Source organism: Pseudomonas sp. LY-1 (genome assembly GCF_053502595.1).
Window position 1 is genome coordinate 312,655 of sequence record NZ_CP094353.1, and the last position, 25,577, is coordinate 338,231.

The window sequence follows — 25,577 nt, forward strand, 5'->3', positions numbered from 1 at the left end:
AGGAGCAAGCCCCCTCCCACCTGTTTGACCGCATTCAGTCTTCGAAATGGATGGGGCAATTGTCGGCACCTTCCAGCTTTTTCAACTCCTCGACGACCTGCGGCCTGGCCCGGCGCAAGGTCAGGCTACGGCCCATCGCCCTTAATCGCCGCGCTTCCTGGTGCAGCATCTCCACCCCGGAATAGTCGATAAAGTTGATCTGCTGCGCTTCGATCACCACCCGCTCACTCTGCAGGCTTTGCAGGCGAACCTGCAGGTAATGGCTGGCGCCGAAAAAGATCGAGCCACCGACCCGCAACACCTCTTCCTCGCCGTCGCGCCATTGTTGAACCCGCGGCTGCGAGGTGCGCTTGAGGTAGAAAAACAGCGAGGCCAGCACTCCGGCGTAAATCGCGGTTTGCAGCTCCAGCAGCAACGTGGCGATGCAGGTCAGGCTCATCACCACAAACTCGGCGCGACTGACCCGGAACAACGCACGAATGCCCCGATGATCCACCAGGCCCCAACTGATCAGCAGGATGCTCGCGGCCATGCTCGGGATCGGTATATGTGCGATCAGCGCTGCACCAAACAGTGCGAACAACGCCACCCACAGGGCGGAAAACACCCCCGCCAGCGGCGAGCAGGCGCCTGCTTCATAGCTGAGGCCGGAGCGCGTAAAGGAACCGGCCGACAGGTAGCCGGAGAAAAATCCGCCGACAATATTGGACAAACCCTGCGCTCGAACTTCCTGGTTGGCGTCGAGCAATTGCTGCGAGCGCGCCGCCAGCGAGCGCGCGATCGACAGGCTGGTCACCAGCCCGAGCATGCCCACCGCCACGGCGCTGGGCAGCAGGCGCAAGAGCATGTCCAGGTCCAGCGGCAATGGGCTGAATGGCGGCAGCTTGCCGATAAACGCACTGACCAGCGCCACCTGCCCGAATATCGCCGGCCACAGCCAGGCGGCCAGGCTGCCCAGCGCCAGCGTGATCAACAGCGTCGGCCAGCGCGGCAGCAGGTACTTGAGCAGCGCGCCCGCCAGCAAGGTGCCGAGCCCCAGGGCGAGTGAGGCGTGGTCCCACTCGCCGCTGTGCTCGATCAGTGCCATCAGACTGTTGATCGCCGTTGCCTGGCTCGGCAAATCCAGGCCCAACAGGTTGGGCAGTTGGCCGAGGGCAATCACCACGGCGGCGCCGAGGGTGAACCCCAGCACCACCGAATGGGAGATGAAATTCACCAGCGCGCCGAAGCGCAGCAGGCCGAGCAACCACTGGAACACTCCGGCGAGGAAGGTCAGCAGCAGGATCAAGGTGATGTAGTCCTGTGAACCCGGCACGGCCAGGGGGCTGACGCTGGCGTAGAGCACGATGGAAATCGCCGCCGTGGGGCCGCAGATCAGGTGCCAGGACGAACCCCAGAGGCACGCGATCAGCACCGGGATGATCGCGGCGTACAGGCCGTATTCCGGTGGGAGACCGGCGATGAGCGCGTAGGCAATCGACTGCGGCAAGGCCAGCACCGCGCCGCTGAGGCCGACGATCGCGTCCCGGCCGACGCTGGCGCGGGTTTGGCGCGGCAGCCAACTGAGGAAGGGGAAGAGTGTGTGGCGGTTGGGCCGGGGCATCGCAAACTCGGGCTGAAAGGTTTGGCTCAGGGTATCAGTACACACCGGCTTTTTGTGGGAGGGGGCTTGCCCCCGATCGCGGACTGACAGTCAATGATGTAGTGACTGATCCGCCGCCATCGGGGGCAAGCCCCCTCCCACATTTGGATAGTGGTGGGCTTTAGAGCTTGGCTTTTACGGCCGCCAATGCATCCTGGCCGTCCACGGTTTTCACGCCGTCGAGCCACTGCTCGAGTACCGCCGGGTTGGCCTTGATCCACGCCTTCGCGGCATCTGCGTTGCTGACCTTGTTGTTGACCACCGCGGCCATGATGCTGTTCTCCATCGCCTGGGTGAAACTCAGGTTGGTCAGCAGTTTTCCTACGTTCGGGCAGGCTTGTGCATAACCCTTGCGCGTCAGGGTATACACGCTGCCGGTGTCGCCGAAGTACTTCTCGCCGCCCTTGAGGTAGTGCATTTTCAACTGCACGTTCATCGGGTGCGGGGTCCAGCCGAGGAAGGTGATGAAGCGCTGTTTCTTCACCGCCCGTGAGACTTCGGCGAGCATCGCCTGTTCGCTGGACTCGATCAGCTTCCATTGGCCCAGGTCGAAGTCGTTCTTCTTGATGATCTCCTGCAGCGAGAGGTTTGCCGGCGCGCCGGAGCCGATGCCGTAGATCTTCTTGTCGAACTTGTCGGCGAATGAGTTGAGGTCGGCAAAGTCATGCACCCCGGCGTCCCACACATAGTCCGGCACAGCCAGGGTGAATTCGGTGCCGTCGAGGTTTTTCGCCAACTGCACCACATCGCCGTTGGCCACGAATTTGTCGTAGAAACCTTGCTGCGCCGGCATCCAGTTACCCAGGAACACATCCACCTGGCCGTCCTTGAGCCCGCCGAAGGTGATCGGCACCGCCAGGGTGTCGACCTTGGGCTTGTAACCCATGCCCGTCAGCAGAAAACCGGCGACGGCATTGGTGGCGGCAATATCACTCCAGCCAGGATCGGCCATCCTCACCGTCTCACAACCGGCGTCCGCGTACACGGTGGCGCTGCTCAACGCCGCCATGCCCATTACGCCCAGCACCACAGTCAATTTTTGCATGGCCTTCCCTCTGTTTTATTGGTTTTGGCAGGGTTGTGGATAACGTGCCTTGCGCTCCAGGTCGTCGAGGTCGATATGGTTGCGCATGTATTGCTGACTGGCGTCCACCAGCGGCTGGTGATCCCAGCTCTTCAGCTTGCCCTGGGTCAGCGCCTGGTAGACCAGGCGACGACGGCGTTGACTGGCGAGCACCTGCTGGTGGATCGCCGGGATGTCCCATTTGGCCCGCGCCTCAAGCAGAAAGGCGGCAAACAGCGCCCGATGCTGCGGCGATTGGCTGAGTTCTTCCTGCTCGCGCGGGTCGTTGTGTATGTCGAACAGTAGGCAGGGGTCGTCTTCGCTGTAGATGAATTTGTAGGCGCCACGGCGAATCATCATCAGCGGGCTGAGGGTGCCTTCGGCCATGTATTCGCCGAACACTTCGTCGTGCCCGCCCTGCCCTTGCAGGTGCGGGACCAGCGAGCGGCCGTCCATGGGCAAGTGCGGTTCGAGTTCGCCGCCGGCCAGTTCCACCAGGGTCGGCAACAGGTCGGCGGTGGAGACCGCCTGGGTCACACGGCCCGCCGCGAACTGCCCCGGCGCGCTGATCAGCAGCGGCACGCGGGCGGCCATTTCGAACCAGTGCATTTTGTACCAGAGGCCGCGCTCGCCGAGCATGTCGCCATGGTCGCCGGAGAAAACGATCAGGGTGTCGTCGGCCAGGCCGGTGTCTTCCAGGGTCTGCAGCAGCTTGCCGACATTGCTGTCGATGTAACTGCAGGCACCGAAGTAGGCGCGGCGCGCATCGCGGATCTTCTCCAGCGGCAGCGGCTTGTCCCACAGGTCGTAGACCTTGAGCAGGCGCTGGGAGTGCGGGTCGAGATCGCCCTGGGCCGGGGTTGTGGGCAACGGGATGTCGCTGTTGTCGTACAGATCCCAGAACGATTTGGGAATGGTGTACGGGTCGTGGGGATGGGTCATCGACACGGTGAGGCAGAACGGCTGGTCGCCGCCCTCGCGAATGTGGTCGAACAGGTACTGCTGGGCCTTGAACACCACCTCTTCGTCGAAATCCAGTTGGTTGGTCCGCACGCACGGCCCGGCTTGCAGCACCGAGGACATGTTGTGGTACCAGGTGGGGCGCACGTCCGGCTCATCCCAGTTCACCGCCCAGCCATAGTCGGCGGGATAGATGTCGCTGGTCAGGCGCTCTTCGTAACCGTGCAACTGGTCTGGCCCGCAGAAATGCATCTTGCCCGACAGCGCGGTGCGGTAGCCGAGACGACGCAGGTAGTGGGCATACGTCGGCACATCGGCGGGGAAATCCGCCGCGTTGTCGTAGGCGCCGATCTTGCTCGGCAACTGGCCGCTGACCAGGGTAAAGCGCGACGGCGCACACAGCGGGCTGTTGCAGTAGGCGGCGTCGAACACCACGCCTTGTGCGGCGAGGCGACTGAGGTTCGGCAACTTGATCGGGGAAGGTCCGTAGAACGGCAGCATCGGCGCGGCCATTTGATCGGCCATGATGAAAAGAATGTTCTTGCGCTTCATGGGTCTTCGGCATTCCATAGGCGGTGTTTATGCGAATGAGCATGCAGCCCATGGAAAATGGGGTAAAGCCCATGAAAGGCAATGTCTAGGATAAGTACAGCTTATGTATAAAGCCTTCGGCGATGTGTCCCTCGATTTGCTCCGGGCGTTCGAAGCGGCGGCGCGCCACCGCAGTTTTACCGCTGCGGCGATGGAGCTGGGCACCACCCAGCCGGCCATCAGCCAGCAGATCAAGCGCCTCGAAGAGCAATTGGCGATCCGCCTGTTTGATCGCATCTACCGTGGCATCGAGCTGACCGACGCCGGCGCGCTGCTGTTCGAACATGTCCAGGGCGGTTTGCAGACCATCAACCAGGGCCTGAGCGCGATCACCCAACAGGACCAGCACGAAGTGCTGCAAGTGGCCACCGACTTCGCCTTCGCCGCCTACTGGCTGATGCCGCGCCTGCATCGCTTCCATGCGGCCAACCCCCAGGTCGACGTCAGCCTGGTGACCAGCGAGCGCAATCACGCCACGTTGCGCAGCGATATCGACGTGGCGGTGCTGTTTGGCGACGGCCGTTTCAAGCAGGGCGACAGCCTGTGGCTGTTCAATGAAGAAGTGTTCCCGGTGTGCAGCCCGCAATGGCTCAAGGACCAGGCCACGCCGCTGACCGTGCAGACCTTGCCCGACTGCCCCTTGCTGCACCTGCGCCAGGAACACACCAGCCAGTGGTTCGACTGGAGCGGCGTGTTCCGCGAACTGGGCATTACCAGCACGCCGACCCCCGGCCAACTGCGCTTCGATAACTACACCCTGTTGATCCAGGCCGCGATTGCCGGCCAGGGCGTGGCCATCGGCTGGCGCCACTTGGTGGACAACCTGCTGGAACAGAAGTGGCTGTGCCGGCCGATCAGCGACACGGTGATCTCACGCTTCGGCTACTACGTGGTGCAGCCGCAGCGCAAACGGCGGGGGCAGTTGGTCGAGCGGTTCGTCGACTGGCTGGTGGCGGAGCAGGCGCGCAGCGCACAGTCGCTGACCGGGTTGGCCCTGCCGTCGATTGCGGTCTAGGGGGGCGATAACCTGAAGGACCACACCGAGTACGCGATCTGGATGGGTGCGATGCGCGAACTGAATCTGTCGGTTTTTTAACCTCTCTTATCAGATAAAGCCTGGCCGTTCCCGCAGTAAAAAGCGGAGTGGTTGTAGGATTTATCTCGATTCGTTCCAATATATGGGATTGATATTTATATATTGAGATATCGCCGGGCATAGGTTTATATTCGCCTATCTGCTTTTTTCAGCACCCACTCATTTCAGGTGAAGCGATGCCGGCGCAATTGATCGCGCTCGATTGGGGAACCAGTTCCCTTCGTGCTTATAAACTCGGCCCCGCAGGCGTGGTGCTGGAACAACGTGCGTTGGCGTCGGGGATCATGCACCTGCCCAGCCAGCCCCGGGAGATTGCCGGCGTTTGCTGCAGCGATGGCTTCGAGTTGGCGTTCGACGCGGCCTGTGGCGATTGGCTCGACGCGCAACCGGGCTTGCCGGTGATCGCCTGCGGCATGGTCGGCAGCGCCCAGGGCTGGAGCGAAGCGGCCTACCGCAACACCCCGGTCGACGTCGCCAGCCTCGGCCAAGCATTGAACCGCGTGCGCAGTGTGCGCGGCGTCGATGTGCATATCGTGCCCGGCGTGATCGAGCAGGTCGGCTTGCCCAACGTGATGCGCGGCGAAGAAACCCAGGTACTCGGCGTGCTGCAAGGCCTCGGCGCCGAGGTCTTGATCGGCCTGCCCGGCAGTCATTCCAAATGGGTCGAGGTGGTCGATGGCTGTATCACCCATTTCGACACCTTCATGACCGGCGAGCTGTTCGCGGTGCTGAGCAAGCACAGCCTGCTCGGGCGTACCCAACAACCCGCCGAACACTTCCAGGCGGCGGCTTTCGACCGCGGCGTGCGCGTGGCGCTGTCGGCAGACGGCCAGCGCGGCGTGCTGTCGACGCTGTTCAGCGCACGCACCCTGGGCTTGACCGGCGAACTCGCCCCGGACCAGCAGCCCGACTACCTCTCCGGCCTGTTGATCGGCCATGAACTCGCCGGCTTGCCCGGTGCCGCCAAACATAAGCCGATCATCCTGGTCGGCGCCGCACCGCTCTGTACACGTTACCAGCGTGCCCTCGGCCTCTGCGGCTTCGCCCACGTCAGCCTGGCGCAAGAGGCCAGCGAACGCGGTCTCTGGCAGTTGGCCCTGGCCGCCGGGCTCATTCAACCAGCAATGGAGGCCTGACATGCTCAAGCAAGCACTCACGCAAAACGGTTTGATCGCGATCCTGCGCGGCGTGCGCCCGGACGAAGCCGAGGCGATTGGCCAGGTGCTGTACCGCGCCGGTTTTCGCGTGATCGAAGTCCCGCTCAATTCGCCGGACCCTTACACCAGCATCCGCACCCTGCGTGACAGCCTGCCCGCCGATTGCCTGATCGGCGCCGGCACGGTGTTGACGCCGGCGCAGGTCGAGCAGGTCAAGGCCGCCGGTGGCCAGGTGATCGTGATGCCCCACAGCGACGCCAAGGTCTTGCGTGCCGCGAAAGCCGCCGGCCTGTACCTGTCGCCAGGTGTGGCCACCCCGACCGAGGCGTTCGCCGCGCTGGCCGAAGGCGCCGACGTATTGAAACTGTTCCCCGCCGAGCAAATGGGCCCGGCGGTGATCAAGGCGTGGCTGGCGGTATTGCCGGCGGGCACGCTGTTGCTGCCGGTCGGCGGCGTGAGCCCGGCCAACATGCAGGTGTATTTCGACGCTGGCGCCAGGGGCTTCGGCCTGGGGTCCGGATTGTTCAAGCCGGGCATGTCCGTGGCCGAGGTGGCGAGCAGTGCCCAGGCGTATGTCGCGGCCTGGAATGCCCTGAACTGATCGCAAGCTTGGCGCCTTGGGCGCTGCATCGACAAGAGAGATAAGAAGATGAAAATCACCAAACTGACTACCTTCATCGTCCCGCCGCGCTGGTGCTTCCTCAAAGTGGAGACCGACCAGGGCGTCACCGGCTGGGGCGAACCCGTGGTCGAAGGCCGCGCCCACACGGTGGCGGCTGCGGTCGAGGAACTGTCCGACTACCTGATCGGCAAAGACCCACGCAATATCGAAGACATCTGGACCGTGCTCTATCGCGGCGGTTTCTATCGCGGCGGCGCCGTGCATATGAGCGCGCTGGCCGGCATCGACCAGGCGCTGTGGGACATCAAGGGCAAGGCCCTGGGCGTGTCGGTCAGCGACCTGCTGGGCGGCCAGGTGCGTGACAAGATTCGCGTGTATTCGTGGATCGGCGGCGACCGCCCCGCCGACACCGCCCGCGCCGCCAAAGAGGCCGTGGCCCGTGGCTTCACTGCGGTGAAAATGAACGGCACGGAAGAATTGCAGTTCGTCGACAGCTTCGAAAAAGTCGACCTGGCGCTGGCCAACGTCGCCGCCGTGCGCGATGCCGTCGGCCCCAACGTGGGCATCGGCGTCGACTTCCATGGCCGCGTACACAAGCCCATGGCCAAGGTGCTGATGAAAGAGCTGGACCCGTACAAACTGATGTTCATCGAAGAGCCGGTACTCAGCGAAAACTACGAAGCGCTGAAGGAACTCGCACCGCTGACCAGCACCCCGATTGCCCTGGGCGAGCGTCTGTTCTCGCGTTGGGACTTCAAGCGCGTGCTCAGCGAAGGCTACGTCGACATCATCCAGCCGGACGCTTCCCACGCTGGCGGTATCACCGAAACCCGCAAGATCGCCAACATGGCCGAAGCCTACGACGTGGCCCTGGCGCTGCACTGCCCGCTGGGCCCGATCGCGCTGGCCGCCTGCCTGCAGCTGGACGCGGTCTGCTACAACGCGTTTATCCAGGAGCAAAGCCTGGGCATTCACTACAACGAGAGCAACGACCTGCTCGACTACGTGCGCGACCCGGGCGTGTTCGACTATGACCAGGGCTTCGTGAAGATCCCCAATGGGCCGGGCCTGGGCATCGAGATCAACGAGGAATACGTGATCGAACGCGCGGCCATCGGCCATCGCTGGCGCAACCCGATCTGGCGCCATGCCGACGGCAGTTTTGCCGAGTGGTGATGTCTGCCTGAAAAAATGTGGCAAAAAATGTGGGAGGGGGCTTGCCCCCGATAGCTGAGTGTCAGTCGACATCTTCGGCGGCTGGTTCACCGCTATCGGGGGCAAGCCCCCTCCCACATTTGAGCTGGTTTGGTCAGTAAGTCCGTCCTCAATAAACATAAGAAGAGACAACCCCATGCACCCTGAATCCCTCACCGGGCAGGCTTCTTTAGTCACGCCTAGCAGAAAGCGCTACTTCATCATGGTGCTGCTGTTCATCACCGTGGTGATCAACTACCTCGACCGCAGCAACCTGTCGATCGCGGCCCCGGCCCTGACCAGTGACCTGGGCATCGACCCGGTGCATGTCGGGCTGATTTTCTCGGCGTTCGGCTGGACCTACGCCGCCATGCAAATCCCCGGTGGCTGGCTGGTCGACCGGGTGCCGCCGCGCATCCTCTACACCGTGGCCCTGCTGCTGTGGTCCATCGCCACTGTGATGCTCGGTTTTGCGGCCAGCTTCATCGCGCTGTTTGTCCTGCGCATGGCGGTGGGCGCCCTGGAAGCGCCGGCCTATCCGATCAACAGCCGCGTGGTCACCACATGGTTCCCCGAGCGTGAGCGCGCCACGGCGATTGGCTTCTACACCTCCGGGCAGTTCGTCGGGCTGGCGTTTCTCACCCCGGTGCTGGCCTGGTTGCAGCACCACTACGGCTGGCACATGGTGTTTGTCACCACCGGCGGCGTCGGCATCCTCTGGGCGCTGATCTGGTACGCGGTGTACCGCGAGCCGAAGGACTTCAAAGGCGCCAACGCCGCTGAAATCGAACTGATCCGTGCCGGCGGCGGGCTGGTGGACATGCAGGCGCAAACCACCAAGGCACCGTTCAGTTGGGTCGACCTGGGCATCGTGCTGAGCAAGCGCAAACTCTGGGGCATCTACCTGGGGCAGTTCTGCCTGAACTCCACGCTGTGGTTCTTCCTGACATGGTTCCCGACCTATCTGGTGAAATATCGCGGGATGGACTTCATCAAATCCGGCCTGCTCGCTTCCCTGCCCTTCCTCGCGGCGTTTGTCGGCGTGCTGTGCTCCGGGATTTTTTCCGACTGGTTGATTCGCCGTGGCGCATCAGTGGGCTTTGCGCGCAAGTTGCCGATCATTGGCGGGCTGTTGATTTCCACCGCGATCATTGGCGCCAACTACGTGGATTCGACGGCCTGGGTGATTGCGTTCCTGGCGGTGGCGTTCTTCGGCAATGGCCTGGCGTCGATCACCTGGTCGCTGGTGTCGACCTTGGCACCCGCTCGCTTGCTCGGCTTGACCGGTGGCGTGTTCAACTTCATCGGCAACCTGGCGGCGATTGCCACGCCGATCGTGATTGGCTTCCTGGCCAGCGGCGATTCGTTCGCACCGGCAATCACCTATATCGCAGTGCTGGCGTTGCTCGGGGCGCTTTCCTACATCTTGTTGGTGGGCAAGGTCGAACGGATCGAGTTGTAAAAAAAACGGGCGACCTTGGGGTCGCCCGTTTTTTTTTGCGGCTTACGGCACCGACATTTCGTTGCGGAATATATTCAGCGGGTCCCAGCGCTGCTTGGTACGCCGCAGGCGGCTTTCGATGATCAGGTCGGGGAAGAAAACCATGTACCACTGGGGGTTCTTGGCGTTCGCCGGGTTGCCGCCGAGGTGCGTCATGTCGAGGTCGGGGTAATTGATGTAGCAGCCCTCGAACTCCGCGTTGAGCGGCACGCCTTGATCGTTGGCGAAGGCGTTGAAAAACAGCCCCTGAATCCAATCGGCATGTGCCTTGTCGGTGGCGGCGCTGGCATCGCGCCAATAACACTGCGGTTGCCACTTGAGGAAAGAGCCGCGCTGGGCCGCGGACGATTCGCGCCGCACTGCCGGATCTGGCTGGTTGATGCGCCCGCCGAACGACTGGATCTGTATGAGACTTTGGGTCAACACGTTCGCCGGGTCGGGCCAGGTCAGCGTGGTCCAGATCGCGGATAACACCTGCGGCGTGAAAATGCCTTTCTGATAGGCCGACTTATAGCGCCCGCGCTGGTTGTCGCCGGAGCCGTTGAGGGTTTGCTGGCACGGCAGCCAGTCGAGGCGGCGCACGACGGCCCGCGCCGTGCTCAAGGAGTTGATGACACGCCCGGTGGGGTTGCTTCGCGGCAGGTGGATCACGTGAAACGGTGTCACCGATTCGCTGGCGGCAATGCCGATGGCGTCCAGCATCGTCGTGACAAAATCGTCGAAGGGCGCCTGATCGTTCAACTCGCCGTCTTTGTCCTCGTAGTGAATGCCCAGCGTGACGTTGCCGGTGTGCTGGTGGCGCATTTCCAGCTTGGTCGCCAGGCCCCAGGTGTCCGGGTCGGCCTGATGTTGGGCGAACCAGGCTTGATAGGCCACCAGCAATCGGTCGAGCGCCGGTTTGGTCAGCATCGCCCAGTCCCATTCCAGTACCAGCCAAAGCACCTCCTTGGGGGCGTCCGGCAGGTCCTTGAAGTAATAACTGGTGATGATCCCGAACTGCCCGCCGCCGGCACCGCAGCACGCGGCAAACAGGTCCAGTTCGTCCGGGTCGGTGCTCTCCCGGCAGACATGACGCGCTGTCAGGCCGTTGCCCTGGGCGTTGGGCACCAGAATATCGACACCGGACAGCCAGTCGCACACCAGGCCGTGTTTGCGCGAGAGCAAGCCATAGCCGCCACCGCAGATGTGCCCGCCCAGGCCCACCGAATAACACGACCCCCCGGGCAGGGTCTTGTTGGCCAACGTGTACAGTGCGACGTAGGCGTCCCAGTTCTGCCCGCCGGCTTCCAGGCGAAAGCGGTAGCGATAGGGCAAGGTCGGCATCAACTGGGAGTGCAGTTGGCCGTCGGCATCGTAGTCCAGTTGCTTCATTTGCCCGATATCCAGAATCGCCAATACCTCATTGGGGTTGTCGGGCATCTTGTTGGCGACGAAACCTTCGTAACAGTGGCCGCCGCTGCGCACGGTAATCCGGCCATTGGCAACGGCCAGGGCCTGCGCCGCGGCGTCGATGATGTCCTGGGGGCTGTAACAGAGGTAAATCAGGTTGGCGCCGTTGGGCGAGGATTGGCCCTGCACGTTGCCCAACGGCCAGCGCAGGTTGAAGCCTTTTTGCAAGGTGGCGTGACGGCGGTCCGATTCGGTGATGAGATCAAATGCCATGATGTACTCCATAGAGCCAAGAATGACTTCTGATGCGGCTAACTTAACGACCGGGAGCGCAAGAAATACCGGGGCTTGCTGAGGTGGTTAGACGGCAATAGGCATGAAGTGCGTTAAGGGGGAACGAACGGTTCGCCCCTTAAGCCTAGCGGAAGAAATCGCGGAACCGTGGCGTCAGTTCAACACGCCTTCCAGAATCTCATAGACGATGCCGGTGCCCACTGCGATCAGCACCACGTCCGGGCCCGAACGGCGCCATTCGTAACCCTCGTAGTACGGCAGGCGTGCCAGGGCACACATACAAAAAAAGGGATTGCGAACACGGTTCGAAATCCCTTGGTCTTGTTGTTTAGGCCACGGTGTTGCCGGTTGATTCCTGTGTATCAGGAACTTTACCTACCGCATACGAGGCGCTTACTTACGTGCGTTACGGACACCTTCCGACAGCGCCGCGCACAGGCTCAGCACGCCGTCGATGGCTTGCTGGTCGTTGCTGGCGTTGGCGATGTGATCGATCAGCGCCGAACCCACCACCACACCATCGGCCAAGCGCGCGATGGCGGCTGCTTGTTCCGGCGTGCGGATACCGAAACCGATGCTGATCGGCAGGTCGGTATGGCGACGCAGGCGGGCCACGGCTTCTTCGACGTGTTCCAGGGTGGCGGCACCGGCACCGGTCACACCGGCTACCGACACGTAGTACACAAAGCCCGAGCTGCCATTGAGCACGGTCGGCAGGCGCACGTCGTCGGTGGTCGGCGTGGTCAGGCGGATAAAGTCGATACCGGCCGCCTGGGCCGGGTCGCACAGCTCGCCGTTATGTTCGGGCGGCAGGTCGACCACGATCAGGCCGTCGACGCCGGCTTGCTTGGCGTCGGCAATAAAGGCCGGCACGCCGTATTTGTGGATCGGGTTGAAGTAACCCATCAGCACCAGCGGGGTGTCGCTGTTGTCCTTGCGGAACTCGCGCACCATCTGCAGGGTTTTCGCCAGGTTCTGCTTGGCGCTCAGCGCGCGGATGTTGGCCAGTTGAATGGCCGGGCCGTCGGCCATCGGGTCGGTGAAGGGCATGCCCAGCTCGATCACGTCGGCACCGGCAGCGGGCAAGCCCTTGAGGATCGCCAGCGAGGTGTCGTAACCGGGGTCGCCGGCGGTGACGAAGGTCACCAGGGCGGCGCGGTTTTGTTGCTTGAGTTGCGCAAAGCGGGTTTGCAGGCGGCTCATTTAGTGTTTCTCCTGCTGGGACTGTTCCATGTGGTGCATCACGGTCTGCATGTCTTTGTCGCCACGGCCGGACAGGTTGACCACCATCAGGTGTTCCTTCGGCAGGGTCGGTGCGCGTTTGAACACTTCGGCCAGGGCGTGGGCGCTTTCCAGTGCAGGAATAATCCCTTCCAGGCGGCAGCATTTGTGAAAGGCGTCGAGCGCTTCGTGGTCGGTCACCGAGGTGTACTGGACGCGGCCGATATCGTGCAACCAGGCGTGCTCAGGGCCGATGCCGGGGTAGTCGAGGCCGGCGGAAATCGAGTGGGCGTCGATGATCTGGCCATCGTCGTCCTGCAGCAGGAAGGTGCGGTTGCCGTGCAGTACGCCCGGTACGCCGCCGTTGAGGCTGGCGGCGTGCTTGCCGGTTTCGATGCCAAAGCCCGCGGCTTCCACGCCGATGATCTCGACGCTGCTGTCATCCAGGAACGGGTGGAACAGGCCCATGGCGTTGGACCCTCCGCCGATGCACGCCACCAGGCTGTCCGGCAGACGGCCTTCCTGGGCTTGCAGCTGGGTGCGGGTTTCCTTGCCGATCACGGACTGGAAGTCGCGCACCATCGCAGGATAAGGGTGCGGGCCGGCAACGGTGCCGATCAGGTAGAACGTGTCGTCGACGTTGGTCACCCAGTCGCGCAGGGCTTCGTTCATCGCGTCTTTGAGGGTGCCGGTGCCGGCGACCACCGGGATCACTTCAGCGCCCAGCAGCTTCATGCGAAATACGTTGGCCTGTTGGCGCTCGATGTCAGTGGTGCCCATGTAGATCACGCATTGCAGGCCGAAACGCGCGGCCACGGTGGCGGTGGCCACACCGTGCATGCCGGCGCCGGTCTCGGCGATGATGCGTTTCTTGCCCATGCGCCGCGCCAGCAGGATCTGGCCGATGCAGTTGTTGATCTTGTGCGCGCCGGTGTGGTTCAGCTCTTCGCGCTTGAGGTAAATCTTGGCGCCGCCGCAGAACTCCGTCAGGCGCTCAGCGAAATACAGCGGGCTTGGTCGACCGACGTAGTCGCGCTGGAAGTAGGCTAATTCCTCGTTGAACGCAGGATCAATCTTGGCCGCTTCGTACTCGCGGGCCAGGTCGAGGATCAACGGCATCAGGGTTTCGGCGACGTAGCGGCCGCCGAATGCGCCGAACAGGCCGTTGGCGTCAGGGCCGTTGCGTAGATCGGTCTGGGACTGAGTCATGGGACGCTCCAGGAAAAGAATTCGGGTGGGAAGCAATGACGCTCACTCTACCCCTGACGCCCAGGGCTGAAAACCGATAAGATCGCTGCAACCTGTCAGGAAAACTCACAGATGAGCCGAGACCTCCCGCCCCTTAATGCCCTGCGCGCCTTTGAAGCCACGGCCCGCCTCAACAGCGTGAGCCAGGCGGCTGAGCAGTTGCACGTCACCCATGGCGCCGTGAGCCGCCAGCTTAAAGTGCTGGAAGAACATTTGGGGGTCAGCCTGTTCGTCAAGGAAGGGCGCGGCCTCAAACTCACAGATGCCGGCGTGCGTCTGCGCGATGCGAGTGCCGAGGCGTTCGAGCGGTTAAGGGAGGTGTGCGCGCAAATTACCCAAAGCAGCGCCGATGCACCGTTCGTCCTCGGCTGTTCGGGCAGTTTGCTGGCGCGCTGGTTCATTCCGCGCCTGGGCCGCTTGAATGCCGACCTGCCCGATCTGCGCTTGCACCTGTCGGCGGGTGAAGGTGATCTGGACCCGCGCCGCCCCGGCCTGGATGCCCTGCTGTTGTTCGCCGAACCGCCGTGGCCGGCGGATATGCAGGTGTACGAGCTGGCCAGCGAACGCATCGGCCCGGTCATGAGCCCGCGTTTCGCCGGTTACGAACGCCTGCGCGACGCCCCGGCCACGGCGCTGTGCGGCGAAGCGCTGTTGCACACCACGTCTCGCCCGCAGGCCTGGCCCAGCTGGGCGCAGCAACACGGGATCGAACCCGGTGCGTTAAAACTCGGCCAGGGGTTTGAGCATTTGTATTACTTGCTGGAAGCGGCGGTTGCGGGGCTGGGCGTGGCGATCGCGCCGGAGCCGCTGGTGGCGGAGGACGTGCGCGCCGGTCGCCTGGTGGCGCCGTGGGGTTTCACGCAAACCCCGGCGCACCTGGCGTTGTGGCTACCCAAGCGCGCCGCGGACGGGCGCGCTCGGCAATTGGCGCAATGGCTCAAGGCTGAGCTGTCGCGCCAGCCGGTATAGCCGGCAGATCAGTTACCGCGTTTGCACAAAAGGTAAGCCGCCAGCAGGCCCAGCGCGCCAACGGCAACGCCGGCGGTAGTCCATGGGTGTTCTTGTGCGTAGTCCCGGGTCGCCACGCCGGTTTCGCGGATTTTGACTTTGCTTTCTTCGTAGGCGTCGCTGATCAGGTGACGAGAATGCTTGAGCGCGTTCTCGGCATTGCTTTTCAGGGCCTTCAGAGTCTTGAGCGACTCATCGGATGCGTCGTCCTTGAGGCTCTCAAGAGACTTGAGCAGGCTCGAAATCTCGGCTTCCATGCTTTCCAGCGACGCTTTGCGTAAAGAGGTGTTGGCCATGTGGACTCTCCTGAAGTGATTGGGTGGCGTGTGTAGATACCGACTACGGCCGTCTCAGAAAGTGCAGTAAATCTGAACTTTCGAGTAGGAACGGTCGCCAGAAGCAGTATGAGCTTTGACTGCTAGGCTTTATTGACGACCCTCAGGAGAAACGCCATGTCTGATCATCACACTTACAAAAAAGTCGAATTGGTGGGTTCGTCCACCACCAGCATCGAAGAGGCGATCAACAACGCCCTGGCTGAAGCCAGCAAGAGCATCAAGCATTTGGAGTGGTTCGAGGTGACCGAAACCCGTGGCCATATCAAGGACGGCAAGGCTGCGCACTTCCAGGTTACGTTGAAGGTGGGGTTCCGAATTGCCAGTAGTTGAGCGAAACCGTTGAACTTGCCGGCTGGCCGATTGCCATAACCTGCGCTACAACCAATGGGGGCCGATGCGACCAGCGTCGGCCACGCTCGTTTCGATCAGCGCAAGGGAAGTGACGGATGAAAAAGTTCTTGTTAGCAGTAGGTTTGTTGAGCATGGCGGGCACCGTGCTGGCGGCGGGCAAGCCGTGTGAAGAGCTGAAAAGCGAAATTGCCGCGAAAATCGACGCCAAGGGTGCTTCGGGTTATTCGTTGGAAGTGGTGGCTAAAGGCGCTGCGGCTGACGGCAAGGTGGTTGGCACCTGCGAAGGCGGCACCAAGGAAATCGTCTACAAGCGCGGTTAATCGTGCGTTGCAGACATAAAAATCTATGGTCACCCCCATTTTTGCAATACTGATCAACGGGTGGTGTGGTTGGCTTGCTTAAATCTATCCGGCGTCTGTTTGGGGTATGCCCCAGCGCCACGATGAGAGTCGCGCCTGACAATCCTTAAAAACCGGTCGGCTTCTGAAGCCGATTTTTATGTCAGGATCTTCGCCAGGCCGGTGTGCCGTTCACATCATCTGTTGTTCAGCTATCGCAAAACCTGAAGGGTGAATCGTAGTACTGCAACAACTGCAGGGTCAGGCGTTCAAAGCGTCTGGCCCTGCTTCATATTGCGTATGGCGAGCGGCTATCGCCCAAGCGATACGCGCCAGTTTGTTAGCCAGGGCACAGGCCACGACATTTGAATGTCGTCGACTGAGCAAGGTTTTAACCCAGTCAGCCAGAGCGCCTTTCTGGTGATCCAGCCTCTGCATATAGACCCTGGAACACTGCACCAACAGTTGTCGCAGATGCTTGTCACCCCGCTTGCTGATCCCCAGCAGATTGGCCTTGCCGCCCGTGCTGTACTGCCTGGGCACTAAGCCAACGGAGGCGGCAAAGTCGCGACCGCATCGGTACTGTTTACCATCGCCCATCTCCACAGCCAGCAGGCTGGCGGTGATCGGGCCGACACACGGCATGCTCAGCAAACGACTGCCCAGATCATCGTTGGCCAGTTGGCCCGCCAGTTCTTTATCCAGCGCTTTGATTTGCTCATCCAGATAGACGAAGTGATCGTGCAGGCGCTGCAATAAGACCGTCAGACGAACGGGTAATTCGTGCTCGGCCAAAACGCTCGCCAAACGCTTCATGATGGCCAATCCCTTGGGCAGGCTGATTCCAAACTCCAACAGAAAACCGTGCATCTGATTAGCCGTTTTGGTGCGGTCATGCACCAACGATTCGCGCATCCGATGCAGCACAGACAGGGTTTGCTGGGATTCGGTTTTAGGCGTAACGAAGCGCATGGATGGGCGGGAAGCGGCTTCACAGATCGCCTCAGCGTCGACGAAGTCATTTTTGTTGCCCTTGACGAAGGGCTTAACGAACTGCGAGGAAATCAGCTTGGCCGTGTGTCCCATCGCCATCAGTTGGCGAGCGACAAAATGCGACCCTGCACAGGCCTCCATCACCACGACACAGCTCGGCACATTGCCGAAAAACTGCATCATCTGCGCTCGTGAGCATTTTTTGCGAAACACCTCGCGGCCCGACTTATCCTGGCCGTGCAGGTGGAAAGTATGTTTGCCGAGATCGATACCGATCAGTGCTGACTCGCTCATGATGATGGCCTCCGAAAACAAAACACCCCGTGAAAGCGTAGCCCTCACAGGGTGTTGGGGGTGACCATCTCATTAACCGACGCGCGTGCGTCGGTTTTTTTTCGCCTGCCAGATTTAGCCCTTCATCAACTGCGCGAGCAGCTCGTAGGAATGAATCCGGTCGGCGTGTTCGTACAGGTCGCAGGTAAAGATCAGCTCGTCGGCGCCGGTCTGTTCGACCAGTACTTCCAGTTTGGCGCGGATCTTCGCCGGGCTGCCGACCATCGCCAGGCCGAGGAAGCTGCCCACCGCGTCTTTTTCATGGGGTAGCCACAGGCCGTCCATGCTTTTCACCGGCGGACGCTGCACCAGGCTCTGCCCGCGCATCAGCGCCAGGATGCGTTGGTAGACGGAAGTGGCCAGGTAATCGGCCTGTTCGTCGGTATCCGCCGCGACCAACGGAAGGCCGAGCATTACGTAAGGCTTGTCCAGAACGGCCGAAGGCTTGAAGTGATTGCGGTATACGCGAATCGCCTCATGCATCAAGCGCGGTGCGAAATGCGAGGCAAAGGCGTAGGGCAAGCCGCGCTCCCCCGCCAACTGCGCGCTGAACAGGCTGGACCCGAGCAGCCACACCGGGACGTTGGTGCCGGTGCCGGGAACCGCGATCACCCGCTGGTCGGGCGTGCGCGGGCCGAGGTAGGCCATCAATTCGGCCACGTCTTCGGGGAAGTCGTCGGCGCTGCCGGAGCGCTCACGGCGCAGGGCGCGGGCGGTCATCTGGTCGGAACCGGGCGCACGGCCCAGGCCCAGGTCGATCCTGCCGGGGTACAGGCTTTCCAGGGTGCCGAATTGTTCGGCGATCACCAGCGGTGCATGGTTGGGCAGCATCACGCCGCCGGAGCCGACGCGGATGGTCGAGGTGCCGCCGGCCAGGTAACCGAGCAATACCGAGGTGGCCGAGCTGGCGATGCCGTCCATATTGTGGTGTTCCGCCACCCAGAAGCGGTTGTAGCCAAACTTTTCCACATGCTGGGCCAGGTCCAGGGAATTGCGCAACGACTGCGCGGCGCTGCCGTTGGCCCGCACGGGCACCAGGTCGAGGGTCGAGAACTTCACGTCGGACAGCGATTTCATAAGCCTGCTTCTCCAATAAGGGCGCAGGTTTCTTAGACGAACCAAAACCTGCCGCTTCATGTGCATGTTCTATGCAATGAGGGCATATACCCGAGATTCAATAGGTCGTGCGAAATTTCCTACTTTGTTGCTAGGTTTCTCTTACAAGTGAACTTTGCCAAAGCATCTATCCTCAGAACCCTTACTGACGCAAAACCATCGTTTGAGGAGACTGCTATGAGTATCGTTAAAAAAGCATCCGCGCATTGGGAAGGTGATCTGAAGACAGGCCTGGGTTCCATCTCCACGGAAACCGGCGTGCTGCGCGAAGCGCCCTACGGCTTCAAGGCCCGTTTCGAGGGCGGCAAGGGCACCAACCCTGAAGAGTTGATCGGTGCGGCCCACGCTGGCTGTTTCTCCATGGCGTTTTCCATGATTCTCGGCGACGCCGGGCTCAAGGCTGACAGCATCGACACCCAGGCCGAAGTGACCCTGGACCAGGTCGACGGTGGTTTTGCGATCACCGCTGTACACCTGATCCTCAACGCCAAGATTCCCGGCGCGAGCCAGGCGCAGTTCGATGAGCTGAGCAAAAAAGCCAAGGAAGGGTGCCCGGTGTCCAAGGTGCTGAACGCGAAAATCAGCCTGGACGCCACCCTCGTCGACTGACACAGCCTTAGGTGAGAGGGGGCTTGCTCCCTCCCACATTCAGTTGTGCGTTAAATCAGAACTCGTGTTTCCCCGATGTGGTCCTATAGCCTATGCAGCCATAGGCGCACATTCGTGCGCGTGCATTCAGGGAGCTTCACACATGAAACGTTTTGTCTTGGCGATCATCTGCGGTGTATTGGCCACATCGGCTGTGGCCGCGCCCAAAGACTGCGAAGAACTCAGGAAAGAGATCGAAGTGAAGATCCAGGCCAAGGCGATTCCGTCCTACACCCTGGAAATCGTCAGCAAGGAAGAAGCCGACAAGCACGATGTCGCCATGGTCGTAGGCACGTGTGAGAACGGTACCAAGGCAATCATCTACCAGAAGAACAATGACTGATCAGATGCAGTTCACGCTGCGCTCCTGCGCCAATAACTGACGCGCGGCGTTGTACAGCCGGATATTCGGCGTGTAGGACAACGAGCGCCCCTCCAGGCGATAACGCTGGCCTGCCTCGAAGTGGTCGTACTGCAAGGTCATGAAGCAGGTCCGGTCCTGGGTCTGTGACAACCCGCCAAAGCTGCCGCCGGTCGGCACTTCGAAATCAAACCGCACCATCAACTCGTGACTGCCCGGCGGGACCTGGAAGAAGCGCCCGTCGTTGAGGTTTTTCCCATCCAGACGTTGGGCCATCACCAGCTTGGCCCCGGGTGTCGGGGTGGCGAAATCGACCCAGGCCTGTTGCGCGTCCATCGGCGGGATGGGTGGTAAAGCACAGGCGCTGAGCAACAGGGCGGCGATGGGAAGCACTAGCTGGCGCATGGCGGGCACTCAACACAAGGAGAGCCTTGAGTATAAACGCGCTACGCCATGGAAAAACGCCGGGCAGTCACGATAGGCTGGCGAGCCAATTACCCAGGAGCAGTCGCGGCATGATCAGGCGTTTTCTTCCAGGGTTGTGGTGGGTGCTGCTCAGCGGTTGTTCCAGCGTCGATTACTACGGCCAATTGGCCAGCGGCCAGTGGCAGTTGCTGCAGGCTCGGGAGCCGGTGGCCAAGGTGATTGCCGACCCGGCGCGGCCGCAACAGTTACGTGAGCACTTGGTGCAATCGCAAAAGGCGCGCACGTTCGCCAGCGAGCAGTTGCACCTGCCTGACAATCAGAGTTACCGGCTGTACGCCGATATTGGCCGGCCTTATGTAGTCTGGAATGTTTTTGCCACGCAGGAGTTTTCCTTGTCGGCGCAAAATCACTGCTTTCCCATCGCTGGCTGTGTCGCCTATCGCGGTTATTACAGCCAGGGCGCGGCGCGGGGTGAGGCGGCGTTGCTCAAGCAACAAGGCATGGACGTGTCGATTGGCGGCGTCGAGGCCTATTCCACCTTGGGTTGGTTCAATGACCCGATCATGAGTTCGATGCTGGGCTGGGGCGATGAGCGCCTGGCCACGTTGATTTTTCACGAACTGGCGCACCAACGCTTTTACGTGAAGGACGACACCGAGTTCAACGAATCCTTTGCCACCTTCGTCGAGCAGGAAGGCACGCGCCAATGGCGCGCCGCCCGGGGCCTGGCGCCGATCGGCAGCGCGGCGCTGCAGCAGCGTGACCAATTTACCCAGTTGGTCCTCGATACTCGCAAACGTCTGGAAACACTCTACGCCCAGCCGTTGGCGGCCGATGCGATGCGGCGGGCCAAGGCGGCTGAATTCGAGCGTTTGCGCAGCGAGTACCGGCGGGTGCGGGACAGTCAGTGGGGCGGCGACACGCGTTATGACGCCTGGATGAACCTGCCGATGAACAATGCGCGGCTTTTACCGTTCGGGCTGTATGACCAGTGGGTGCCAGCATTTGCGGCGTTGTTCCGGCAGGAAGGTGGGGATTGGCTGAAGTTCTATGCGGCAGTGGAGCGGATGGGCCAACTGCCGGTGGCGCAGCGTAAGGCGGCGTTGAGGCAGTTGGAAGGTGTTGGCCGGTAGGGCCTCATCGGGAGCAAGCCCCCTCCCACATTTGGCCTGCGTACACGGATCAAAATGTGGGAGGGAGCTTGCTCCCGATAGCGCGCTCAAGGCCGCTGCAAAAACGCCTGATGCATCTGCGCCAACGTCTCGAAATGCCAGGTCGGCGCTTCGGCACTCAGCTCTTCGAAACTGCCGAACCCATACCCGACCGCCGCCGAATCCAGCCCATTGCTGCGCGCCCCGATCAAGTCATGTTTGCGGTCGCCGATCATCAAGGTGGTGGCCGGGTCCAGGCGTTCTTCGCGCATCAAGTGGGCGATCAGCTCGACCTTGTTGGTGCGCGTGCCGTCCAGTTCGCTGCCGTAGATCACCTTGAAGTGCTTGGCAAAATCGAAATGACGGGCGATCTCGCGGGCAAATTCCCACGGCTTGGAGGTGGCCACGTACAGCTGGCGCCCCTGGCTGTTGAGGGCTTCGAGCAGCGGCATCACCCCGTCGAACACGCGGTTTTCATACAAACCGGTGACTTTGAAGCGTTCACGGTAGAAATTCACCGCTTCCCAGGCCTTGGCTTCGTCGAAGTCGTAGAACTGCATGAAGGCTTGCAGCAACGGCGGGCCGATGAAATGTTCCAGTTGGGTGATGTCCGGCTCATCGATACCGAGTTTGCCCAGGGCGTACTGGATCGAACGGGTAATGCCCTCGCGCGGGTCGGTCAGGGTGCCGTCCAGATCGAACAGTACGGTTTGATGGTGCAGAGTCATTGATCGAATCCCTCCGCCAGGTGCAGGTCTTTGAGCTTCACGTAGTTCGCGGCGCTGTAGGTGAAAAACGCGCGTTCCTTGTCAGTCAGTTCGCGGATCTGTTTAACCGGGCTGCCGACGTACAAGAAGCCGCTTTCAAGTCTCTTGCCCGGCGGCACCAGGCTGCCGGCACCGATGATTACGTCGTCTTCGACCACGGCGCCGTCCATCACGATGCTGCCCATGCCGATCAGGATGCGATTGCCGACGGTGCAGCCGTGCAGCATGACTTTGTGGGCGATGGTCACGTCGTCGCCGATCAGCAGCGCAAAACCATCGGGATTGAACGGCCCGGCGTGGGTAATGTGCAGCACGCAGCCGTCCTGCACGCTGGTGCGCGCGCCGATGCGGATGCGGTGCATGTCGCCGCGGATCACCGTCAGCGGCCAAACCGAGCTGTCGTCGCCGATTTCGACATCGCCGATCACCACCGCCGAAATATCGACAAAAGCCCCGGCGCCCAGGGTTGGCGTGTGGTTCTGATAGGTGCGAAGGGTCACGATAGCCTCTCTCTCTTCTGCTGATAGCTGCGGTGGACGTTGATTGTAATTAAGATGGCCCCATCTTTGTTCTTACATGTTTCTTCAGCCAAGGTGCCAACCGTGAGCGCGAACAACCCTCTTCTGCAGCCCTATGACCTGCCGCCGTTCTCGGCGATCCGTGCCGAGCACGTTCAGCCGGCCATCGAACAGATCCTCGCCGACAACCGGCTTGCCATCGAAGGCATCCTGCAAAGCCAGGGGAAAAATCCGACGTGGGCCGGCCTGGTCCTCGCCATGGATGAGCTGAATGATCGCCTGGGTGCCGCCTGGAGCCCGGTCAGCCACCTCAATGCCGTGTGCAACAGCGCCGAACTGCGCGAAGCCTACGAGGCATGCCTGCCGGCGTTGAGCGCCTATTCCACCGAGATGGGCCAGAACCGCGAACTGTTCCAGGCCTTCGAAGCCCTGGCCAGCAGCCCGGAAGCCGGCGGTTTCGACGTGGCGCAAAAAACCATCCTGGAACACTCGCTGCGCGATTTCCGCCTGTCGGGTATCGACCTGCCGCCCGAGCAGCAAAAGCGCTACGCCGAAGTGCAAAGCAAGCTTTCCGAACTGGGCAGCAAGTTCTCCAACCAGTTGCTGGACGCGACCCAGGCCTGGACCAAACACGTCACCGATGAAGCCACCCTCGCCGGCCTGACCGACTCGGCCAAGGCGCAAATGGCCGCCGCAGCCCAGGCCAAAGGCCTCGACGGTTGGCTGATCACCCTGGAATTCCCCAGCTACTACGCGGTGATGACCTACGCCCAGGACCGCGCCCTGCGCGAAGAAATCTACGCAGCCTATTGCACCCGAGCGTCGGACCAAGGCCCGAATGCCGGTCAGAACGATAACGGCCCGGTCATGGAACAGATCCTCGACCTGCGTCAGGAACTCGCCCAACTGCTGGGCTATGCGTCCTTCTCGGAATTGAGCCTGGCCACGAAAATGGCCGACTCCAGCGACCAGGTGCTGAGCTTCCTGCGCGACCTGGCCAAGCGCAGCAAGCCGTTTGCCGCCCAGGACCTGCAACAGCTCAAAGCCTACGCCGCCGAACAAGGCTGCGCCGACCTGCAAAGCTGGGACAGCGGTTTCTACGGTGAAAAACTGCGTGAGCAGCGCTACAGCGTGTCCCAGGAAGCCTTGCGCGCCTACTTCCCGATCGACAAGGTGCTTGGCGGCCTGTTCGCCATCGTGCAGCGCCTGTATGGCATCGAGATCGCCGAGCAGAAGGGCTTCGACACCTGGCACCCAGACGTGCGCCTGTTCGAAATCAAAGAAAACGGCCAGCACGTCGGGCGCTTCTTCTTCGACCTGTACGCCCGTGCCAACAAGCGTGGCGGCGCCTGGATGGATGGCGCTCGCGACCGTCGCCGCACCATCGACGGCGTGCTGCAAAGCCCGGTGGCCAACCTGGTGTGCAACTTCACCCCGGCCGACAGCGGCAAGCCTGCCCTGCTGACCCACGACGAAGTGACGACGCTGTTCCACGAATTCGGCCACGGCCTGCATCACCTGCTGACCCGTGTCGAGCATGCCGGCGTGTCCGGCATCAACGGCGTGGCCTGGGATGCGGTGGAATTGCCGAGCCAGTTCATGGAGAACTGGTGCTGGGAGCCGGAAGGCCTGGCGCTGATCTCCGGCCATTATGAAACCGGCGAGCCGCTGCCCCAGGACCTGCTGGAAAAAATGCTCGCGGCGAAGAACTTCCAGTCCGGCCTGATGATGGTGCGCCAGTTGGAGTTCTCGCTGTTCGACTTTGAATTGCATGCCACCCATGGCGATGGCCGCAGTGTGGCGCAGGTACTTGAAAGCGTGCGCGACGAGGTGTCGGTGATGCGTCCGCCGGCCTATAACCGCTTCCCCAACAGCTTTGCGCATGTCTTTGCCGGTGGTTACGCTGCGGGTTACTACAGCTACAAGTGGGCTGAAGTGCTGTCGGCCGATGCGTTCTCCAAGTTCGAAGAAGACGGCGTGCTCAATGCCGAAACCGGACGTGCTTTCCGCGAGGCGATCCTGGCCCGTGGCGGTTCCCAGGCGCCGATGGTGTTGTTTGTCGATTTCCGCGGGCGTGCGCCGTCGATTGACGCACTCTTGCGCCACAGTGGCCTGAGTGAGGACGCAGCAGCATGAGTGAAGTACCTGTGAGTACCAAAAAGCAATTTATCGCCGGGGCCGTCTGCCCGGCGTGCAGCGAGCCGGACAAGTTGAAGATGTGGACCGAGGACAACGTGCCGCATCGCGAGTGCGTGGCCTGCGGCTATACCGACACGCTGAATGATCAGGGCTTGTCGGTGCCCAAGGAATTGGGCACGCGGGTCAACACCTCGGCGCTCAAAGCGCCGGACCCGACGGTGCAGTCGGTGCAATTTTTTCCTAATCCCAAGCTGAAGAAAGACTGAGACCCTGTCAGGGGGTTGTCAGCGTCAGCGTGCTTTTCAGAGGTTCGACATGGCTGTTGCCGGCCGTGTTGAACCAGCTTTTCACCGAGCACAGGGCAAACGCGCTGGTGCTGCAATCGCCATTGGCCAAGGCTGTGCGCAACTTGTCGATATCGGCCTTCATCATGTAGCGAACGCCGTCCTTGAAGCCCTTGCTGCTGCCGAAGCCGCCCAGGGTCATTTCGTTCAACGCCTCTTCCTTGCTCCAGCCCTGAACCACCACGCGATACATCGCCGCCATCAGGCCGGTGCGGTCTGAGCCATGCTTGCAGTGCATCAGCACTGCACCGTTGGCTTCGGAGTCGCGGATCGCCCTCAGTGCGGCCAGCACGTCAGCGTCATCGACATGATTTGTACGATAAATCAGCTGGATCTGTCGGATATCAGAATTTTTTAGCCAGCTGTCGTCGGACTCCGGCAGAAAGTTGATCACCGTGCCGACCTTGAGCTTTTCCAGCAGGGGCACGGCATTGCTGTCCGGCAGCGCGCTGCGGTAGAGGGTGGGCGTCATCTGGTGCAGGTTGTATTGATTGCCGACCGGCTGCGCCCATTCGGGGGAACGCAGGGATGTGCTGTCGTCCGCCCAGGTGTGAGCGCTGGTGAACAGTGCCAGGAACGCAAGGCCGAGGGCCGGTAGCCATTGATGATTGAACATGGGCGACGTAACCGATAGGGGGTTGGCGGGTGATGCCAAGAGTCGGCCAGGCGCGGTCAATGGGGTGTGAGGGGCGCGTCAAAGAAATGTGAATCACCGTCGATGGTGCAGTTTTGACGCTGAATCGATTCTCTTTATGCTTAGCCTGCTAT

26 protein-coding genes and 2 pseudogenes are annotated in these 25,577 nt (G+C 61.6%); 14 read left to right on the top strand and 14 right to left on the bottom strand.

The window, feature by feature from the left end; genetic code table 11:
• Positions 1 to 34 precede the first annotated feature (34 nt).
• The 3 genes from MOQ67_RS01420 to betC all read right to left on the bottom strand — a co-directional run bounded on the left by MOQ67_RS01420 (position 35) and on the right by betC (position 4,217).
• Entirely contained in the window at positions 35 to 1,603 is a 1,569-nt protein-coding gene (locus MOQ67_RS01420) for a SulP family inorganic anion transporter (RefSeq protein ID WP_017848974.1), read from the bottom strand.
• A 160-nt stretch (positions 1,604 to 1,763) separates the two neighbouring features.
• Positions 1,764 to 2,687, bottom strand: a complete 924-nt coding sequence (gene choX / locus MOQ67_RS01425) for a choline ABC transporter substrate-binding protein (RefSeq protein ID WP_046484407.1) — start codon at positions 2,685 to 2,687, stop codon at positions 1,764 to 1,766.
• Between the two features lie 15 nt (positions 2,688 to 2,702).
• Positions 2,703 to 4,217, bottom strand: coding sequence for a choline-sulfatase (gene betC, locus MOQ67_RS01430; protein WP_126589318.1), 1,515 nt, complete (start codon positions 4,215 to 4,217; stop codon positions 2,703 to 2,705).
• A gap of 103 nt (positions 4,218 to 4,320) precedes the next feature.
• Between betC and MOQ67_RS01435 the strand changes: the two genes are divergently transcribed.
• The 6 genes and pseudogenes from MOQ67_RS01435 to MOQ67_RS01460 all read left to right on the top strand — a co-directional run bounded on the left by MOQ67_RS01435 (position 4,321) and on the right by MOQ67_RS01460 (position 9,787).
• Positions 4,321 to 5,271 (top strand): choline sulfate utilization transcriptional regulator, encoded by a 951-nt coding sequence (locus MOQ67_RS01435; RefSeq protein ID WP_017848977.1) that lies wholly within the window; start codon positions 4,321 to 4,323, stop codon positions 5,269 to 5,271.
• Between the two features lie 3 nt (positions 5,272 to 5,274).
• Positions 5,275 to 5,352, top strand: a pseudogene (locus MOQ67_RS01440) (DOPA 4,5-dioxygenase family protein); the annotation flags it as partial.
• A gap of 176 nt (positions 5,353 to 5,528) precedes the next feature.
• A complete protein-coding gene (locus MOQ67_RS01445; protein WP_126589319.1) occupies positions 5,529 to 6,488 on the top strand; it encodes a 2-dehydro-3-deoxygalactonokinase in 960 nt (319 codons plus the stop codon).
• A gap of 1 nt (position 6,489) precedes the next feature.
• Positions 6,490 to 7,110 carry a 2-dehydro-3-deoxy-6-phosphogalactonate aldolase gene (locus tag MOQ67_RS01450; protein ID WP_017848979.1) on the top strand — a complete coding sequence of 207 codons (621 nt, stop codon included), beginning with the start codon at positions 6,490 to 6,492 and terminating at the stop codon, positions 7,108 to 7,110.
• Positions 7,111 to 7,158: 48 nt separating this feature from the next.
• Positions 7,159 to 8,307 (top strand): galactonate dehydratase, encoded by a 1,149-nt coding sequence (dgoD, locus tag MOQ67_RS01455; RefSeq protein WP_003170741.1) that lies wholly within the window; start codon positions 7,159 to 7,161, stop codon positions 8,305 to 8,307.
• 175 nt (positions 8,308 to 8,482) lie between these two features.
• Positions 8,483 to 9,787 (top strand): MFS transporter, encoded by a 1,305-nt coding sequence (locus tag MOQ67_RS01460; protein WP_046381554.1) that lies wholly within the window; start codon positions 8,483 to 8,485, stop codon positions 9,785 to 9,787.
• A 42-nt stretch (positions 9,788 to 9,829) separates the two neighbouring features.
• Here MOQ67_RS01460 and MOQ67_RS01465 read toward each other — a convergent pair whose 3' ends face one another.
• The 4 genes and pseudogenes from MOQ67_RS01465 to trpB form a co-directional block, all read right to left on the bottom strand.
• Entirely contained in the window at positions 9,830 to 11,488 is a 1,659-nt protein-coding gene (locus MOQ67_RS01465) for a BBE domain-containing protein (RefSeq protein WP_448675805.1), read from the bottom strand.
• A 174-nt stretch (positions 11,489 to 11,662) separates the two neighbouring features.
• Positions 11,663 to 11,782, bottom strand: a pseudogene (locus tag MOQ67_RS01470) (RcnB family protein); the annotation flags it as partial.
• Between the two features lie 120 nt (positions 11,783 to 11,902).
• Complete coding sequence (trpA, locus tag MOQ67_RS01475) at positions 11,903 to 12,712, bottom strand: tryptophan synthase subunit alpha (protein ID WP_046381551.1); 810 nt, start codon at positions 12,710 to 12,712, stop codon at positions 11,903 to 11,905.
• On the bottom strand, positions 12,713 to 13,939 hold the full coding sequence (gene trpB / locus MOQ67_RS01480) for a tryptophan synthase subunit beta (RefSeq protein WP_017848984.1): 1,227 nt from the start codon (positions 13,937 to 13,939) through the stop codon (positions 12,713 to 12,715).
• A 111-nt stretch (positions 13,940 to 14,050) separates the two neighbouring features.
• Between trpB and MOQ67_RS01485 the strand changes: the two genes are divergently transcribed.
• Positions 14,051 to 14,947 carry a LysR family transcriptional regulator gene (locus MOQ67_RS01485; RefSeq protein ID WP_017848985.1) on the top strand — a complete coding sequence of 299 codons (897 nt, stop codon included), beginning with the start codon at positions 14,051 to 14,053 and terminating at the stop codon, positions 14,945 to 14,947.
• A gap of 8 nt (positions 14,948 to 14,955) precedes the next feature.
• Here MOQ67_RS01485 and MOQ67_RS01490 read toward each other — a convergent pair whose 3' ends face one another.
• Entirely contained in the window at positions 14,956 to 15,282 is a 327-nt protein-coding gene (locus tag MOQ67_RS01490) for a DUF883 family protein (protein WP_010565821.1), read from the bottom strand.
• Between the two features lie 156 nt (positions 15,283 to 15,438).
• Here MOQ67_RS01490 and MOQ67_RS01495 point away from each other — a divergent pair, with 156 nt between their 5' ends.
• Positions 15,439 to 15,654, top strand: a complete 216-nt coding sequence (locus tag MOQ67_RS01495; RefSeq protein WP_017848986.1) for a dodecin — start codon at positions 15,439 to 15,441, stop codon at positions 15,652 to 15,654.
• Positions 15,655 to 15,770: 116 nt separating this feature from the next.
• Entirely contained in the window at positions 15,771 to 15,995 is a 225-nt protein-coding gene (locus MOQ67_RS01500) for a DUF1161 domain-containing protein (RefSeq protein WP_017848987.1), read from the top strand.
• Between the two features lie 279 nt (positions 15,996 to 16,274).
• Here the strand turns inward: MOQ67_RS01500 and MOQ67_RS01505 are convergent, their stop codons facing one another.
• Both MOQ67_RS01505 and MOQ67_RS01510 read right to left on the bottom strand, forming a co-directional pair.
• The gene (locus MOQ67_RS01505) at positions 16,275 to 17,300 is read right to left on the bottom strand and encodes an IS110 family transposase (protein ID WP_448675806.1); all 1,026 of its coding nucleotides are present in this window, start codon (positions 17,298 to 17,300) and stop codon (positions 16,275 to 16,277) included.
• A gap of 114 nt (positions 17,301 to 17,414) precedes the next feature.
• Entirely contained in the window at positions 17,415 to 18,416 is a 1,002-nt protein-coding gene (locus MOQ67_RS01510) for an LLM class flavin-dependent oxidoreductase (RefSeq protein WP_126589769.1), read from the bottom strand.
• Between the two features lie 216 nt (positions 18,417 to 18,632).
• On the opposite strand from MOQ67_RS01510, the gene MOQ67_RS01515 reads away from it, so the two are divergent.
• Together MOQ67_RS01515 and MOQ67_RS01520 are read left to right on the top strand one after the other, a co-directional pair.
• Entirely contained in the window at positions 18,633 to 19,064 is a 432-nt protein-coding gene (locus MOQ67_RS01515) for an OsmC family protein (protein WP_017848989.1), read from the top strand.
• Between the two features lie 142 nt (positions 19,065 to 19,206).
• A complete protein-coding gene (locus tag MOQ67_RS01520; RefSeq protein ID WP_017848990.1) occupies positions 19,207 to 19,446 on the top strand; it encodes a DUF1161 domain-containing protein in 240 nt (79 codons plus the stop codon).
• On the opposite strand, the gene MOQ67_RS01525 is transcribed toward MOQ67_RS01520, so the two are convergent.
• Positions 19,447 to 19,869 (bottom strand): PA0061/PA0062 family lipoprotein, encoded by a 423-nt coding sequence (locus tag MOQ67_RS01525; protein ID WP_017848991.1) that lies wholly within the window; start codon positions 19,867 to 19,869, stop codon positions 19,447 to 19,449.
• 110 nt (positions 19,870 to 19,979) lie between these two features.
• Between MOQ67_RS01525 and MOQ67_RS01530 the strand changes: the two genes are divergently transcribed.
• A complete protein-coding gene (locus tag MOQ67_RS01530) occupies positions 19,980 to 21,023 on the top strand; it encodes an aminopeptidase (protein ID WP_126589241.1) in 1,044 nt (347 codons plus the stop codon).
• An 86-nt stretch (positions 21,024 to 21,109) separates the two neighbouring features.
• Here the strand turns inward: MOQ67_RS01530 and MOQ67_RS01535 are convergent, their stop codons facing one another.
• The gene (locus MOQ67_RS01535) at positions 21,110 to 21,769 is read right to left on the bottom strand and encodes an HAD family hydrolase (RefSeq protein WP_079442550.1); all 660 of its coding nucleotides are present in this window, start codon (positions 21,767 to 21,769) and stop codon (positions 21,110 to 21,112) included.
• A complete protein-coding gene (locus MOQ67_RS01540; RefSeq protein ID WP_017848994.1) occupies positions 21,766 to 22,308 on the bottom strand; it encodes a gamma carbonic anhydrase family protein in 543 nt (180 codons plus the stop codon). Before MOQ67_RS01540 ends, MOQ67_RS01535 begins: the two co-directional genes overlap by 4 nt.
• A gap of 54 nt (positions 22,309 to 22,362) precedes the next feature.
• On the opposite strand from MOQ67_RS01540, the gene prlC reads away from it, so the two are divergent.
• Positions 22,363 to 24,462 carry an oligopeptidase A gene (gene prlC, locus MOQ67_RS01545; RefSeq protein ID WP_169884429.1) on the top strand — a complete coding sequence of 700 codons (2,100 nt, stop codon included), beginning with the start codon at positions 22,363 to 22,365 and terminating at the stop codon, positions 24,460 to 24,462.
• Positions 24,459 to 24,731 carry a YheV family putative zinc ribbon protein gene (locus tag MOQ67_RS01550; RefSeq protein ID WP_017848996.1) on the top strand — a complete coding sequence of 91 codons (273 nt, stop codon included), beginning with the start codon at positions 24,459 to 24,461 and terminating at the stop codon, positions 24,729 to 24,731. The genes prlC and MOQ67_RS01550 overlap by 4 nt, the downstream gene beginning before the upstream one ends.
• Positions 24,732 to 24,738: 7 nt before the next feature.
• On the opposite strand, the gene MOQ67_RS01555 is transcribed toward MOQ67_RS01550, so the two are convergent.
• A complete protein-coding gene (locus tag MOQ67_RS01555) occupies positions 24,739 to 25,425 on the bottom strand; it encodes a tyrosine-protein phosphatase (RefSeq protein ID WP_017848997.1) in 687 nt (228 codons plus the stop codon).
• Positions 25,426 to 25,577: the final 152 nt, after the last annotated feature.

Excerpts from the sequence above, each read along its gene's own strand:
- MOQ67_RS01420 (WP_017848974.1), bottom strand. The coding sequence starts at position 1,603 with ATGCCCCGGCCCAACCGCCACACACTCTTCCCCTTCCTCAGTTGGCTG.
- choX (WP_046484407.1), bottom strand. The coding sequence starts at position 2,687 with ATGCAAAAATTGACTGTGGTGCTGGGCGTAATGGGCATGGCGGCGTTG.
- betC (WP_126589318.1), bottom strand. The coding sequence starts at position 4,217 with ATGAAGCGCAAGAACATTCTTTTCATCATGGCCGATCAAATGGCCGCG.
- MOQ67_RS01435 (WP_017848977.1), top strand. The coding sequence starts at position 4,321 with ATGTATAAAGCCTTCGGCGATGTGTCCCTCGATTTGCTCCGGGCGTTC.
- MOQ67_RS01445 (WP_126589319.1), top strand. The coding sequence starts at position 5,529 with ATGCCGGCGCAATTGATCGCGCTCGATTGGGGAACCAGTTCCCTTCGT.
- MOQ67_RS01450 (WP_017848979.1), top strand. The coding sequence starts at position 6,490 with ATGCTCAAGCAAGCACTCACGCAAAACGGTTTGATCGCGATCCTGCGC.
- dgoD (WP_003170741.1), top strand. The coding sequence starts at position 7,159 with ATGAAAATCACCAAACTGACTACCTTCATCGTCCCGCCGCGCTGGTGC.
- MOQ67_RS01460 (WP_046381554.1), top strand. The coding sequence starts at position 8,483 with ATGCACCCTGAATCCCTCACCGGGCAGGCTTCTTTAGTCACGCCTAGC.
- MOQ67_RS01465 (WP_448675805.1), bottom strand. The coding sequence starts at position 11,488 with ATGGCATTTGATCTCATCACCGAATCGGACCGCCGTCACGCCACCTTG.
- trpA (WP_046381551.1), bottom strand. The coding sequence starts at position 12,712 with ATGAGCCGCCTGCAAACCCGCTTTGCGCAACTCAAGCAACAAAACCGC.
- trpB (WP_017848984.1), bottom strand. The coding sequence starts at position 13,939 with ATGACTCAGTCCCAGACCGATCTACGCAACGGCCCTGACGCCAACGGC.
- MOQ67_RS01485 (WP_017848985.1), top strand. The coding sequence starts at position 14,051 with ATGAGCCGAGACCTCCCGCCCCTTAATGCCCTGCGCGCCTTTGAAGCC.
- MOQ67_RS01490 (WP_010565821.1), bottom strand. The coding sequence starts at position 15,282 with ATGGCCAACACCTCTTTACGCAAAGCGTCGCTGGAAAGCATGGAAGCC.
- MOQ67_RS01495 (WP_017848986.1), top strand. The coding sequence starts at position 15,439 with ATGTCTGATCATCACACTTACAAAAAAGTCGAATTGGTGGGTTCGTCC.
- MOQ67_RS01500 (WP_017848987.1), top strand. The coding sequence starts at position 15,771 with ATGAAAAAGTTCTTGTTAGCAGTAGGTTTGTTGAGCATGGCGGGCACC.
- MOQ67_RS01505 (WP_448675806.1), bottom strand. The coding sequence starts at position 17,300 with ATGAGCGAGTCAGCACTGATCGGTATCGATCTCGGCAAACATACTTTC.
- MOQ67_RS01510 (WP_126589769.1), bottom strand. The coding sequence starts at position 18,416 with ATGAAATCGCTGTCCGACGTGAAGTTCTCGACCCTCGACCTGGTGCCC.
- MOQ67_RS01515 (WP_017848989.1), top strand. The coding sequence starts at position 18,633 with ATGAGTATCGTTAAAAAAGCATCCGCGCATTGGGAAGGTGATCTGAAG.
- MOQ67_RS01520 (WP_017848990.1), top strand. The coding sequence starts at position 19,207 with ATGAAACGTTTTGTCTTGGCGATCATCTGCGGTGTATTGGCCACATCG.
- MOQ67_RS01525 (WP_017848991.1), bottom strand. The coding sequence starts at position 19,869 with ATGCGCCAGCTAGTGCTTCCCATCGCCGCCCTGTTGCTCAGCGCCTGT.
- MOQ67_RS01530 (WP_126589241.1), top strand. The coding sequence starts at position 19,980 with ATGATCAGGCGTTTTCTTCCAGGGTTGTGGTGGGTGCTGCTCAGCGGT.
- MOQ67_RS01535 (WP_079442550.1), bottom strand. The coding sequence starts at position 21,769 with ATGACTCTGCACCATCAAACCGTACTGTTCGATCTGGACGGCACCCTG.
- prlC (WP_169884429.1), top strand. The coding sequence starts at position 22,363 with ATGGCCCCATCTTTGTTCTTACATGTTTCTTCAGCCAAGGTGCCAACC.
- MOQ67_RS01550 (WP_017848996.1), top strand. The coding sequence starts at position 24,459 with ATGAGTGAAGTACCTGTGAGTACCAAAAAGCAATTTATCGCCGGGGCC.
- MOQ67_RS01555 (WP_017848997.1), bottom strand. The coding sequence starts at position 25,425 with ATGTTCAATCATCAATGGCTACCGGCCCTCGGCCTTGCGTTCCTGGCA.